The sequence below is a fragment of the Longimonas sp. genome (assembly GCF_040409695.1).
Taxonomy (GTDB): Bacteria; Bacteroidota; Rhodothermia; order Rhodothermales; family Salinibacteraceae; genus Longimonas.
Genome location: NZ_JARWGJ010000065.1, coordinates 1 through 12,396, shown reverse-complemented (window position 1 = coordinate 12,396; position 12,396 = coordinate 1). Strand labels below are relative to the sequence as shown.

Genomic DNA, 12,396 nt, shown 5'->3' with positions numbered 1-12,396 from the left:
AGGACGTGTGCAATACTGCTTTGTGGTCTACTGTCTTGCAGGTTACGGTCTGTTGCAGGGCCTGGCATAGGGCGGTACATTGTTGGTTTAACTCTCATAGAAGATACGTTACCTATGCGTAGTATACGCATTAGACCGGACACCCGCTTTCTATAAGCGCCCTCTGCAACGCGCTGCGCACTTCTGATGGATCGCTCGACGTGTGCTATCGTTGTCTACTGTCGCTCTACACTGCTTAAGATGTCTCTGCCCCATGCCTCGTCCTTCGCTCTGTATTGCCGGTGCTGGACTTGCCGGTGCCTGCGCGGCTCTGTACCTATCGGATGCGTATGACGTGCATCTGATCGAAGCCAACGAGGCCGCGTCGGGGGCGTCGGGCGCAGCAGCGGGACTCGTGAATCCACTCATGGGGCGGCGCGCTAAACTAACATGGCGGGCCTCTGAAGCGTGGGCTGCTCTCGAAGAGACCGTCGCCCGCGCCCGGGCCAAGCGCACGTTCGACAGCCGCGGTGTGCTGCGCCCCACCACCGAACCAAAGCAGGTGCGCTTTTTCAAGCAGGCTGCGTCGGAGCACCCCGCGTGGTGTGACTGGTGGACCGCCGAGAAGCTGTCGGCACGCTATCCGTCCGTACAAGCCCACGGCGGTGCGCTCTGGCTTCCGAAGGGCGGTGCGGTGGATGTGCCCGCTTTTGTGCGCGCTCTGCTGGTGCGCGCCCGGACGCAGGGCGCCACCTATACGCCCCACACGCGTCTTACCGGCTGGACAGCCCACGACGACCACGTGGCGGTGCATACCGAGTCGGGGGGCGCTGCTACCACGCATCGCTACGACTACCTGATGTGCTGCATCGGACAAGGCTACGCGGCTCTGCCTGCGCTCGAACCGCTGGATCTACACGGCATTAAGGGGCAGACGCTCACGGTGCAGTGCACAGGAGATGCGCCCTCGGGACTGCCCCCGATTTCTGGCCGAGGCTACGTGGTTCCAGATGGCGATCGCTGGGTGCTGGGCAGCTCATACGAACACGACTTCGACGACCTGCGTCCCTCAGAACAGGCCACGCAACGCATCCTCCAGAAAACCAGGTCGATGCTCCCGGCGCTACAAGGTGCTACCGTGCACAACATTGCCGTGGGCGTGCGCGTGAAGCATGAGCCCACCAATCTGCCGCTGGTCGGACCGTTGCAGCACCAGCGCACCTGGGTGTTTCTTGCACTCGGGTCGAAGGGACTGCTCACGGCCCCGCTGATTGCGCGTCGCCTTCCGCAGTGGCTCAAAGAATCGCATCGTGTGCCGGCAGAGGTGCGGGTACCGCGCACGCTGCTGCCCGACTCGTGGTCGCCGACGCCTACCCGGTAGGTTCTGCGGTCCAGCTATGATGCGGCGGCATGTGCCCGTCCCCGAACGCGCCACACCCCCCATCCGATGCCGGTAGCAAGTCCAACCATGTTTGCGATTACGTCATAGATATTGCCGTCGCGGGTAGGGAGAAAGGCATGCTGCATCCACTCCGTTCCCACAGCCAGCACAAGCCCGGTGCCTGCAACGACAAGCAGACAGCGCCAAAGGGGCCACGCCTCTTCTGGGTCAGAGCCGGCTCCCAAGACGCACATCCAGAGTCCGCCGAATCCGGCAAACATGACAACGTGCACAATCTTATCGACCCCGATATCAGGCGGCGTGTCGGGGACCGACGAGGCAGGCACCGTTACGGCAATGAGAATGCCGAGCGTCCAGAGCGCTGCCAGCAGGCGAAGCCGACGTGCCGTAAGAGAGAACGTCATAGCGTGGCGGGCAGGTGGTCGATGATGTCGGTCGGACTGAGGGCGTGTGCGTTGTTTGTTGCCGCAAAGCGCTCGGCAGCACGTCCGCCAAGGTGCATGGCACAGGCAGCCGCATCGACCGGAGCAAGTCCTTGCGCGGCCAGTCCGGCGATGAGTCCGGCAAGCACATCGCCGGTGCCTGCTGTGGCCAGAGCCGGATCGCCGGCCATGCCCGCGAGTGTGCGTCCGCCGGGCTCGGCTACAACGCTGGGATAGCCCTTCAGGAGCAGCGTCACGTTCCACCGCGCCGCATGCGTCTGCGCCTGGCGGACACGGTCGCGCGTGTCGACGTCGCTGTCAATGTCGCCGCTTTCAGCGCCGGCTGCGCACAGCCGTGCGAACTCGCCCATGTGCGGCGTGAGTATCCATCGTTCTGAGGCACCGTTTTCGGCGCCGAGGCGATCGCGCAGCGCGGGCAGTGCCCCCGCATCCAGCACGACAGGACCGTCGAACGCGTCGAGCAGGGCATGTACAACCGGAGCCGCCTCGGGCGCCAGCCCCGGACCGATGAGCAGCGCACGGGCCTTATCGAGCGGCCCATGCAGGGCATCTGGCACCGCCTCGGGGGCGTCGGGCAGGGCGTGTACGGGAAGGGCAGGCGCGTAGCCCGCCACTGTATCGCGTATGGAAGCGGGCACCGCACAGGCCACGTATCCGGCTCCGCTGCGCGCCGCAGCCTGCGCGGCCATCATGGGAGCGCCCGTGTATGGCGGACTCCCCCCCACAACCAGCGCCATGCCCACATTGTACTTGTGCGCATCGCGTCCGCGCTCGGGCACCTGGTTGCGTACGTATGCATCGGTCGTGCCAAGCGCTGCTCCCGGACCATGCGCGCGCTCATGCAGCACATGCTGTGGGATGCCTATGCGCGCTGTTTCGACGAGGCCCGCGTGCGACGGTCCGTCGTTCCGGTGCAGTCCGATCTTGGCGGCGCCGAAGGTGACGGTCGCCTCTGCCTGCACGGTAGGCTGGTGGGCCTGCCCCGTGTCGCTGTTGAGTCCAGACGGCACGTCGAGTGCCACCGTGGGCGCAGCCGTCTCGTTCAGATCGCAAATGAGCGCCGCAATCGGTTCGCGGGGCGCGTCGTCGAGGCCGGTGCCGAGAAGCGCATCCACACACACGGCGGGCGGTGCATGCGTGGGTGCGGGCACGTCGCTGGGCTCGCGCACGGTCGTCCACGTAAGCGCATCCCCGTACGCGTCAGACAGCTGCATGAGCACCGTAGCGTTACCGCCCGCATCCCCCGAATACCCCGAAGGCGTGATGGGCGACCAGACCTCGACACGTGCGCCCCGGTCGAGCAGGGCGCGGGCCACCACGAGCCCATCGCCTCCGTTGTTGCCTTTGCCGCAGGCGATGCGCACCAGACGCCCGCGCAGCGGACCGTACGTCGACGCGACGTAGCGGGCGGCGTGCTGTCCGGCGGTCTCCATGAGCACGCGCCCAGGAATACCGATGGTGTCGATGGTGTGCGCGTCGGCGGCGCGCATGGCCTCAGCGGTGAGCAGCGGGGTCAGGTCGTTCATAAGCACAGCGGCGCAGCACGCGCCCGTTGAGTCACGTAGTCAGCGATCAGCTCGTTCGGCAATCAGTCGGCGATCAGTCGGCGAGCAGAATGATGCGGAGCGGCTGCTCCAGCACGTTCGTCCACCGGGCCCGCCCTTCGATCGTCTGCTCGCTCCACGTTACGGCATCGGCGGGCTCATACGGCGCCAACTGCCCCGGCGACCACCCCCCGGTGTCGTTGCGATCGAGCACCACGCGAATGCGGTACTCCCCCTCGGGCACGCGGTCTACGAGCATCACGCCCGCGGTATCTGCGCGAATGTGCCGCGTGGGCCAGCTGTTGCGCGACAGGTCGTGCACCTGCGCTCGCAGCGTGCCCAGCGTGCCCTCAGACAAGTCAGTGCCAGATTCATCTGGGGGCTGCTGCTGTCTGTTTTGGGGGGATGCGGGGCCGTCGGCCTCTTGGTCGAAAGGAAGCGATGCGTACAGGGCATCGGGCATCCAGCCGCGGGTGATGGGCGCGAAGGCGGACACCGGTTCGTCGGTTGCGGGCGATTCGCGCTCCGGCCATCTGCGCTGCTCCACGTCGACCGTAAACTCAATCTCGCCGAGCTCCTCGCGATCAAGCCGACGGAAGCGCTGCGTGAACACCGTGTCTTCTTCGCTCACCACCCCCTGCCCGATGCGCAAGTCAACCGGCATACCGGGCTCAAGCGGCGGATCCACGTCGATCCGGTAGCGCAGTCCGTCGGCACTGCTGGCACTGATCGTGCGCGGCGTTCCGGCGGTATCGGCGGCAGTCACGTCGGCGTTCCAGACATCGCTGCTGAGCGGGAGCGTTACATGCAGGTGCGGCGCCTCCTCACGCGTCAGCGGACGCCCGGCCTCGCCCCCGCTCCGATCCGGACGAAACCCGACCAGTTCGGGGCGGCCCTCATCGGCGGCGGTCGATGGCGTGAACCGGAGCGTGGTGTCGGGCACGGCGCGCCCAAGCGAGTCGGCAAGCGCGCTGGGCGGTACGGTAAGGCGGTGCACCTGCTCCTCACGCAGGGCCTGCTCCGCCTCCACGCCGACCTCGAAGGGCGTGTCGAAGCTCGTATAGACCGACCGGATGCCGATCGTGTCCTGCGCGACCGAGTCGACGAGCACCCAGGCCTCCGGGCTGCGCTCGGTCCACGCTACCGGCTGGTTGAACCGCACATGCTGGCGCCGTTCGGTACGCGGGCGCACCCGCTCGGCACGCGGCTCGCTCGGCGCAGGCCTGGTTAGCAGCCACGGCACCGGGGTGGGTTCGGGCGCCTCCACCGCTTCAATGACCGGTACCGGCGGCACGGCGTACGCCTCGTTCGGATCCGGGAAACGGTTGCGGTTGTCGTCGCGCACCCCGATCACGTAGTACGGCTCCTCGCGAATGTTGCGAAACGTGAACGTGCCATCGCTACCCGTTTGCGTGCGAAAGTCGGGCGCCTCCGGAAGCGTATTGGGCGGTGCCGCTGCACCAGGCGGAAGCGCGTAGGCAAACACATCGACGCCCTGCTCCGGCGCACCCCGCTCCGGCTCCACGATACGTCCTTCGATACGCCCCTGATCGATCTGCGGCCCCGTTGCAAACGCAAAGATGAGCGGCTCATCGAGATTGACGCTGCGCACGTCGCGCAGGTCTGTGTCGAACGTCACGATATAGGTCGTACTGTCGCGCAGCGGCTCCGGAAACGACACGGTAATGGTGCGCCCGCTAAAGTCGAACCGGGGCGGACGCTCCGGCTCGGGGGTCATAGAAAAGGCTCGCGCGGCCGTGCTGCGTTCGATATGCTTATCGAAGCGAAGCACGATATCGGTGTCGACCGACACGTTCACCGAATCGTCGGCAGGTGTAAGGCGCTCCAACACCGGCGGCGTGGTGTCGCGTGGCCCGCCGGTGGGCGCCGAGGGGTTGGCACATCCAGCAATGCCTGTGCCGGCCAGCACCAGAATGAGCGCGAGCAGCACCCCGGTGAGCCCGGAGCGTTGCAGTGGGGGAGGCCGGAAACAGGCGCCCGTGCGGGCATGCACGGGCATGTCGGGTATGTTACGCATGGATACGTCACGCATAGATGCCACGCAGGCGCAGAGCTTCAGCGACTTTGCTTACGCCTACTACGTACGCTCCTATTCGGAGCGAGGTGTCATGCTTTTCAGCGGTTTCATAGACCCGGTTGAAGGCTTCGGTCATAGCCCGGTTCAGGCGCTTGTTAACGCGGTCGAGCGACCAGAAATAGCCGTGGCGATCTTGCACCCATTCGAAGTACGACACGGTAACGCCTCCTGCATTCGCCAGAATATCCGGCACGACCAGCACGCCTTTCTCATTCAGGATATCATCGGCTGCCGGTACCGTTGGGCCGTTTGCGCCTTCAACCACGACGCGCGCCTGCATATCCTCAGCGATCGATTTCGTGATCTGATCCTCTTTGGCCGCGGGCACAAGCACATCCACGTCGAGCGTAAGCAGCTCTTCGTTGGTAATCTTCGTCGCCTCGGTATATCCTTCAAGTGAGCCGCCATTGTCTTTTACGTACTGCTGCATAGCAGGGATGTCGAGCCCGTCGGCGTTGTAGTAGCCGCCCGAAATGTCGCTTACAGCCTGCACCGTGCAGCCCTGCTCACGCAGCAGCTGCGCGGCCACAGATCCCACATTGCCAAACCCCTGTACGGCAACAGAACAGGCCTCGGGAGACAGGTTCATGCGCTCCAGCGCGGCCAGCGTAACGGTCATTACGCCACGCCCCGTTGCCTCGTGGCGCCCTTCCGACCCCCCCAGGGCAATCGGCTTGCCCGTTACAACGGCGTTTTCGGTGCGGCGCGCATGCATCGAGTAGGTGTCGAGTATCCACGCCATGATCTGCTCGTTCGTGTTCATGTCAGGCGCCGGGATGTCCCGGTCGGGCCCGAACACGTTGAACATGTCCGACGTGTAGCGCCGCGTGAGGCGCTCCAGTTCGCCCGGACTCATCTCGCGGGGGTTGCACACTACGCCTCCCTTCGCGCCGCCAAACGGCACGTCGACTACGGCGCACTTCCAGGTCATCCACGCCGCGAGGGCCTTCACCTCGTTCAGCGATACATCGGGGGCATACCGGATGCCGCCTTTGCTGGGCCCGAGCACGTTATTGTGGATCACGCGGATCCCTTCGAATACTTTTACGTGCCCGGTATCCATCACGACAGGAACCGACGTGATGAACACTCGTGCGGGGCGGCACAGGTATTCGTAGAAGCCCGGGTTGAGCTCCAGAATTTCCGCGGCCACGTCGAACCGCTCCATCATGGACTGAAAGGGCGAATCGTGGTCGATAGGCGCCGGCTCACGATAGACCGAGCGGTCGTGCACATCAAATTTGAACGGCATAGCGGACAGAATGAGTTAATGCAACGTATGATGGCAATATCTTCCGTTCTCTACGATCAGACGGAACGATACTGTTCGCGCACAACATACGGTAGCGCTTTCACTCGTGCCACCGCTTAAGGCGCTGCCTCCCTATTTTCATCAATTACCGCCATACGCATGCCGCAGCCTTCGCCCCTCTCAAAACGAATGTCTACTACGCTAACAAGCTTACAGAGCCGGCCCAATCGGCAGCGTGCTCAGCTGAGCGTTTTGGTAGGGATTCGCGCGGTAGAGGCTGCTGTACAAGGCGGTGCCCGCATCGGACACGTCATCGGCACCGAAACCGCCTTTAACGCCCCCCGCTTTCGCCAGCTCGACCTGCCCGACGTGCCTCGCTACATCGCCGACACCGACACGCTTGATAAGCTGGCCCCGGTGGCTTCCGCTCAGGGCCTGCTGGCCACTGTACGGATCAGTCTGCATAACGCTGCATCGGTGCTGGAGCGCGCAACCACGGCACTGCTTCTGGATGGTGTGCAAGACCCGGGCAATGTAGGCACGCTTATTCGCACGGCAGCCTGGTTCGGTGTGGATGCCGTCGTAGCGGGCGCACAGACGGCCGGGCTCTTTCACCCGTCGGTGCTTCGCGCCGGCATGGGAGGCCACTGGGACGTTGCGCTGGCCCGGCACGACGATCTTTCGGAGACGGTCGCGTTGGCCCGCCGTGCAGGCATGACCTGCTACGGAGCCGATATGGGCGGTACCCCTGTACAATACTGGCACCCCGTGCAGCCCTCGCTGCTGATTGTAGGCAGCGAAGCACATGGCCTGAGCGCAGCACGCTTAGACGCGATCGACGAGCCTGTATCCGTGTCTGGAAGTGCCGACCATCCCGCCACCGAATCGCTCAACGTAGCTGTAGCCTCAGGCATCGTAATGCACCGCTGGACCGTGGCCGCGCCGTGATTTAGAGCGGCTCTGCTGGATGTTACATGTGCGAGATGCAATTTCCCAATCTGGCCCGTATACTGTACATGTTCACCCCACTCGAACGCGCAGCCCCCATTTACTCAGTGTGCATCCCACGTGCATTCCAAGGTGGGTCCTGTAGCGCGCTATCTCAACGCTTTTCTGCTTAGCACCTTCGAAACGCTTCATGGAAATATCGTCGCTGCAAAGCCTGTCGCGTGAGCACGGACTCATGACGATGGAGCAACCGCTCAAAGAACGCAATGCCGAGAACCAGTTACGGATCGGCGTGCCACGCGAGGTCGCCAATGAGGAGCGGCGCGTGGCCCTTGCCCCAAGTGGGGCCGCTGCCCTGGTGGCCTCTGGACACGAGGTGTACGTGGAGCGAGAGGCTGGGGCGCAGGCGCACTTCCGTAATGACGAGTATGCGGAAACCGGCGCTCAGCTTGTCGACGACCCCGCCAACCTGTACGGCGAGTGCGATCTGATCGTTAAGGTGGGGCCGCCCAACGACGACGAACTCGATATGATGCGAGAGCGCCAGATCCTGATTTCGGCGCTCAACCTCGGCGGCACGTCCCCGGAATACCTGCACCACTTGAAGCGGCTACGCACCACAGCCATCGGCTTTGAGTTTATCCGCGACCGCGATGGCACCTTTCCGCTTGTGCGCATGATGCACGAGATCACAGGGTCGATAGCAATTCAGGTGGCGGGCCGCTTCCTCGAAAGCAACGAGGGCGGCAAAGGCGTTATGCTCGGCGGCATCTCGGGCGTCCCCCCCGCTACGGTGGTCATCCTGGGCGCTGGCGTGATCGGGGAGTGGGCCGCTCGCACAGCCCTGGGCTACGGCGCACAGGTGATCGTGCTTGACCAGGAACTGGGGGCGCTGCGCTCGTTGGAGCACTACCTCGACCGCCGCATCACGACGGCCATGGCAAGCGAGCAGTACCTGCGTCAGGCCGTGCGCTCAGCTGACGTGGTTATCGGGGCGATGATGTCGGATGGCCAGCGCTCGCCCCTCACCGTTACCGATGATATGGTCGAGTCAATGGCTGCAGGCGGCGTTATCGTGGATGCGGTTATGGACCAGGGCGGCTGCATCGAAACGAGTCGCCCCACAACGCACTCAAAGCCAACCTACCGGGAGCACGACATCATCCACTACTGCGTCCCGAACATGCCGTCAAACGTCGCCCGAACGGCCAGCTATGCGCTCACGCACGTGCTCGTGCCATACCTACAGCGCATTGGAGAGATTGGCAGCATCAACGACGCGCTCTGGAATGACGAAGGCTTGCGAAGCGGCACCTACGTGTACCGGCAGCATCTCACAAAGAAAAGCCTGGCTACGCTTTTCGGGATGCCCTATCGCGATATCGAGCTCTTGATTGCGTCAGGCATTTAACACAGGCAGTTCACAGGTCGTAACCGATGTAAGCTTCCCTGTAGTTCACTATGCTCAGTAACGAGTTGGCTCGGACATGACAATTTTCCTATCTGCGCCGCTTCAATAAGCTTCCCTCAATATATGCCGTCTCCTATCCCGTCGCATTTGCTAACCACGTTTTCCTGCCCCGTTCGCTCTTGTCGGCCCCTCCTTTTTGGCGTACTGGTCTCGGTGCTTCTGATGTTAGGGGCTCCGCTTGCCACGCATGCGCAGTCAGTTTTTGCGGATTCGGGCGGATTCCGCATCGGATCGGAAGATGGCTCCTATCAGCTGCGTATCGGGGGCGATGCGCACGCGGATACCCGCATCCTGCTTACCGAAGCACCTGGTACGACGACTTCGTTTTACATGCGTCGGGCACGCGTACGGCTGCGCGCCACAGTACAGCGGCGGTTTAGCGTACAGTTTATGTCCAACTTCGGACGGGGACGCGCTGGGCTGCAGGATGCGTTCATCGATTTTCGGTTTGCACCGAACATCGCGTTGCGTGCAGGGAAGTTCAAGACGCCGGTTGGTCTTGAATTTCTGCAGTCGCCCAACACGATGATGCACATTGAGCGGGGATATCCGACGGCCTTTGTGCCTAATCGCGATATTGGCTTTCACCTACATGGTACAACGCTTAGTCAGCGCCTCGAATACGCCGTTGGGGTTTTCAACGGTGCGCCTGATGGCGTAAGCCTCGACGGCGACGAGGGGCCCGCCAAAGACATTATAGGACGTGCTTTTGTCGAGCCCTGGCGCGGCGCATCGGATGCGCCTGCACACCTGAACGGGCTGGGCGTGGGCATTGCGGCTACTTATGGCATTGAACGCGACCGGCTCCCAACCTATCGCACCTTGCACCAAAGCCCGCTCTTCAGCTATCGCACAGCGGTTCGTGCCGATGGGCCTCGCCTCCGCCTCGTGCCGCAGTTCTATTATCACGCTGGCTCACTGGGTCTGTTAGGGGAATACGCCTTGAGCAGCCAGGCGGTCGAATCCAGCGGTACTACCGAAACGCTCCGCCACCATGCCTGGCAGGTCGGGGCATCGTATCTGCTCACCGGCGAGTCGGCAACGTACGGCAGCGTGGCTCCGCGCAACGCATACGATCCTGAACAGAGTAGTTGGGGCGCGTTCGAAGTGAGTGCCAAAGTCCAGCGGTTTAGCTTCGACGACGATGCCTTTCCTACGTTTGCCACCCCTGACTCTCAGGTCCAACACGGAACAGCCGTAGCCGCAGGCATCACCTGGTATCCTGTGCGTAATATCCGGTTCATGGTGGTTGGCGAACGCACCATGTTTGGCGGCAACGAAGCTGGCGAGATGCGCAGCGCCGAACATACGATTGGTACTCGGGTGCAGGTCGCCTATTAGGCAGCGCCCGACAGGCCTTGCAGGGTTTAGGAGTGCTCTATAGGCGTTCCCAGCCCGTGCCATTGCTGCTGGCGGAAGTAGTGAGACAGTCCCTTCTACTTTTTTATATCTCTGTTATGTCGATGAAGCGTTCCTGTATATCGGGTGTGGGGATGCGGCATTGGCTTCGCTTCTCGAACCATGCATAGCGGCTTGACGCAACCTGCCGGTAAACAGCGTCGCGCACCGGACGAGGCAAGGCCAGCGCTGCCGACAGCAGCGACCAGGGCAACCCCAGGCGCTTCAGTGCGCGCAGTGCGGCCGTGGACTCGCGGTAGATCCGGCCTTCTTGCACAAGAACAACACTGTCGAGGATGTCCGGGTCGTATCCAGCGGAAAACAGGAATGATCGCGCGGGCTCGCGCTGAAGCGTTCCAAACTTGAAGTGACCAGCGGGGTCTTGGTCAATGATGAAGTTGATGAATCCATTACACAGGTTGCACACGCCGTCAAACAGCAGAACGCTGTGATTGAAGCTAATCGGACGTATCCGTATCGTCCCGTTAACAGCAACGTGTGGAGAGGCTTTGGTGGCCATATTTAACGCTTTGGCAATTAGATAAAGAGAATAAGGAATGCGATTTTTCCGCGCCCCGCACTGAATCCGATACACATGCCGTGCATGTACGGGTTCAATACTCTATCTGGGCTCCAGTCTGGCAGGGCCTTGGTCCGGTCCTGTTTTTATGCATCGTTACTGCACGTCTCACCTGCGCCTCGTTGCAGCGCACGTAGTCTGAACGCCCGCCCGATCTGCTGGTTTTCAGAGCAGGGAGCCACGAACATAGAATTGTTGCGGTTGGCGTACACTTTCTTTATACTTAGGAGCAGTAAAATATTTGCCCTCGCGTCATAGAGGGCAATTTGTTTGTCTTTACCTGCCTCTATCGTGCTCTCTCATACGACGCAGTCTACCCACTTTTATGACGCGACCGACCCGCATTTTGTATATCGCTGGCGAAATGGAGCCTTTTACAAACTCCTCGCCTTTATCAGGATTGGTGCGGTCGCTTGCCGAAGGCACACAGGAGCAGGGCGGATACGACGTTCGCGTCTTCATGCCTAAGTTTGGCGCGATTAACGAGCGGCGTAACCGCCTTCATGAGGTCATTCGCCTTTCGGGAACCGAAGTGCCGATCAACGGCACAACAGACGCCTGCACGGTTAAAGTCGCCTCGGTGCCAGATACGCGCATTCAGGTATACTTCGTAGGTCACGACAGCCACGTTCCGGAAGCTCCTGATTCCGATACCTTTCCTGACAGCCATGCGTTGTTTTTCAACCGGGCTATTCTGGAGACCCTTGTATCGCTCCGCTGGATTCCTGAAGTCGTTCATGGGTTCGGGTGGCAGAGCGCGCTCTTTCCCGTTCTGCTCCAACAGGAGTATGTAACCCATGAGCAGATGACCCACGAGCCCCATTTCATTTTCACGCCCGACTCCTCTGCGCTTTCACGTCAGGTGCCCGATGGGTTCGGCGCACAGGCGGCTGACTACCACGCTACAGGTGCTGCCTACGCTGCCAGCATGGCGCCCCTCAATGGAAACGGCACCGCCGCTGTATCGCTCTCAGATGACGATGCCCAGCAGCAGATGCTTGACCTGTACGCCCGGTTAGAGGCTACTGATTAAGGACATCAGCAAAAGCCTCATGGGAACTGCGCGCGACTCTTTTCGCTGTAGCAGTTTTTGTCAGGGGGCTTCTTTGGCCCCGTGCTAAGTGGATCCACAAAAGAACCTTTGATTATGTCATTGCGAGGAGCGCCAGCGACGTGGCGCTGTGAGCGCAGCGAGGAAGTGCTTTTAGCATGCAAGCTTGTGCCTTCCAAGTAGGGTAAACCGCTCTAACTGGCGCATGAGATCGCACCCCAGGAGTACTC

Annotated in this window: 10 protein-coding genes; 5 read left to right on the top strand and 5 right to left on the bottom strand. The window is 62.0% G+C overall.

Features of this window, described 5'->3' with window-relative positions; translation table 11 throughout:
- The first annotated feature begins 253 nt into the window (after positions 1–253).
- Positions 254–1,360: an NAD(P)/FAD-dependent oxidoreductase gene (locus PPP56_RS04115; RefSeq protein WP_353562767.1), complete on the top strand. Its 1,107-nt coding sequence runs from the start codon at positions 254–256 to the stop codon at positions 1,358–1,360.
- A 14-nt stretch (positions 1,361–1,374) separates the two neighbouring features.
- Here PPP56_RS04115 and PPP56_RS04110 read toward each other — a convergent pair whose 3' ends face one another.
- The 4 genes from PPP56_RS04110 to PPP56_RS04095 all read right to left on the bottom strand — a co-directional run bounded on the left by PPP56_RS04110 (position 1,375) and on the right by PPP56_RS04095 (position 6,718).
- The gene (locus PPP56_RS04110; protein WP_353562766.1) at positions 1,375–1,785 is read right to left on the bottom strand and encodes a VanZ family protein; all 411 of its coding nucleotides are present in this window, start codon (positions 1,783–1,785) and stop codon (positions 1,375–1,377) included.
- Positions 1,782–3,350 (bottom strand): NAD(P)H-hydrate dehydratase, encoded by a 1,569-nt coding sequence (locus PPP56_RS04105; protein WP_353562765.1) that lies wholly within the window; start codon positions 3,348–3,350, stop codon positions 1,782–1,784. The genes PPP56_RS04110 and PPP56_RS04105 overlap by 4 nt, the downstream gene beginning before the upstream one ends.
- 73 nt (positions 3,351–3,423) lie before the next feature.
- Positions 3,424–5,421, bottom strand: a complete 1,998-nt coding sequence (locus PPP56_RS04100; protein WP_353562764.1) for an Ig-like domain-containing domain — start codon at positions 5,419–5,421, stop codon at positions 3,424–3,426.
- Positions 5,414–6,718, bottom strand: a complete 1,305-nt coding sequence (locus PPP56_RS04095) for a Glu/Leu/Phe/Val family dehydrogenase (RefSeq protein WP_353562763.1) — start codon at positions 6,716–6,718, stop codon at positions 5,414–5,416. The genes PPP56_RS04100 and PPP56_RS04095 overlap by 8 nt, the downstream gene beginning before the upstream one ends.
- 189 nt (positions 6,719–6,907) lie before the next feature.
- Between PPP56_RS04095 and PPP56_RS04090 the strand changes: the two genes are divergently transcribed.
- The 3 genes from PPP56_RS04090 (at position 6,908) to PPP56_RS04080 (ending at position 10,478) form a co-directional block, all read left to right on the top strand.
- A complete protein-coding gene (locus tag PPP56_RS04090) occupies positions 6,908–7,666 on the top strand; it encodes a TrmH family RNA methyltransferase (protein ID WP_353562762.1) in 759 nt (252 codons plus the stop codon).
- 190 nt (positions 7,667–7,856) lie between these two features.
- Positions 7,857–9,077 (top strand): alanine dehydrogenase, encoded by a 1,221-nt coding sequence (locus PPP56_RS04085; protein ID WP_353562761.1) that lies wholly within the window; start codon positions 7,857–7,859, stop codon positions 9,075–9,077.
- Positions 9,078–9,299: 222 nt separating this feature from the next.
- Positions 9,300–10,478 (top strand): OprO/OprP family phosphate-selective porin, encoded by a 1,179-nt coding sequence (locus PPP56_RS04080; RefSeq protein ID WP_353562768.1) that lies wholly within the window; start codon positions 9,300–9,302, stop codon positions 10,476–10,478.
- A gap of 103 nt (positions 10,479–10,581) precedes the next feature.
- On the opposite strand, the gene PPP56_RS04075 is transcribed toward PPP56_RS04080, so the two are convergent.
- Positions 10,582–11,055: a thiol-disulfide oxidoreductase DCC family protein gene (locus tag PPP56_RS04075; RefSeq protein ID WP_353562760.1), complete on the bottom strand. Its 474-nt coding sequence runs from the start codon at positions 11,053–11,055 to the stop codon at positions 10,582–10,584.
- 385 nt (positions 11,056–11,440) lie between these two features.
- On the opposite strand from PPP56_RS04075, the gene PPP56_RS04070 reads away from it, so the two are divergent.
- Complete coding sequence (locus PPP56_RS04070; protein ID WP_353562759.1) at positions 11,441–12,148, top strand: glycogen/starch synthase; 708 nt, start codon at positions 11,441–11,443, stop codon at positions 12,146–12,148.
- Positions 12,149–12,396: the final 248 nt, after the last annotated feature.

Excerpts from the sequence above, each read along its gene's own strand:
- PPP56_RS04070 (WP_353562759.1), top strand. The coding sequence starts at position 11,441 with ATGACGCGACCGACCCGCATTTTGTATATCGCTGGCGAAATGGAGCCT.
- PPP56_RS04115 (WP_353562767.1), top strand. The coding sequence starts at position 254 with ATGCCTCGTCCTTCGCTCTGTATTGCCGGTGCTGGACTTGCCGGTGCC.
- PPP56_RS04110 (WP_353562766.1), bottom strand. The coding sequence starts at position 1,785 with ATGACGTTCTCTCTTACGGCACGTCGGCTTCGCCTGCTGGCAGCGCTC.
- PPP56_RS04105 (WP_353562765.1), bottom strand. The coding sequence starts at position 3,350 with ATGAACGACCTGACCCCGCTGCTCACCGCTGAGGCCATGCGCGCCGCC.
- PPP56_RS04075 (WP_353562760.1), bottom strand. The coding sequence starts at position 11,055 with ATGGCCACCAAAGCCTCTCCACACGTTGCTGTTAACGGGACGATACGG.
- PPP56_RS04095 (WP_353562763.1), bottom strand. The coding sequence starts at position 6,718 with ATGCCGTTCAAATTTGATGTGCACGACCGCTCGGTCTATCGTGAGCCG.
- PPP56_RS04085 (WP_353562761.1), top strand. The coding sequence starts at position 7,857 with ATGGAAATATCGTCGCTGCAAAGCCTGTCGCGTGAGCACGGACTCATG.
- PPP56_RS04090 (WP_353562762.1), top strand. The coding sequence starts at position 6,908 with ATGTCTACTACGCTAACAAGCTTACAGAGCCGGCCCAATCGGCAGCGT.
- PPP56_RS04080 (WP_353562768.1), top strand. The coding sequence starts at position 9,300 with ATGTTAGGGGCTCCGCTTGCCACGCATGCGCAGTCAGTTTTTGCGGAT.
- PPP56_RS04100 (WP_353562764.1), bottom strand. The coding sequence starts at position 5,421 with ATGCGTGACGTATCCATGCGTAACATACCCGACATGCCCGTGCATGCC.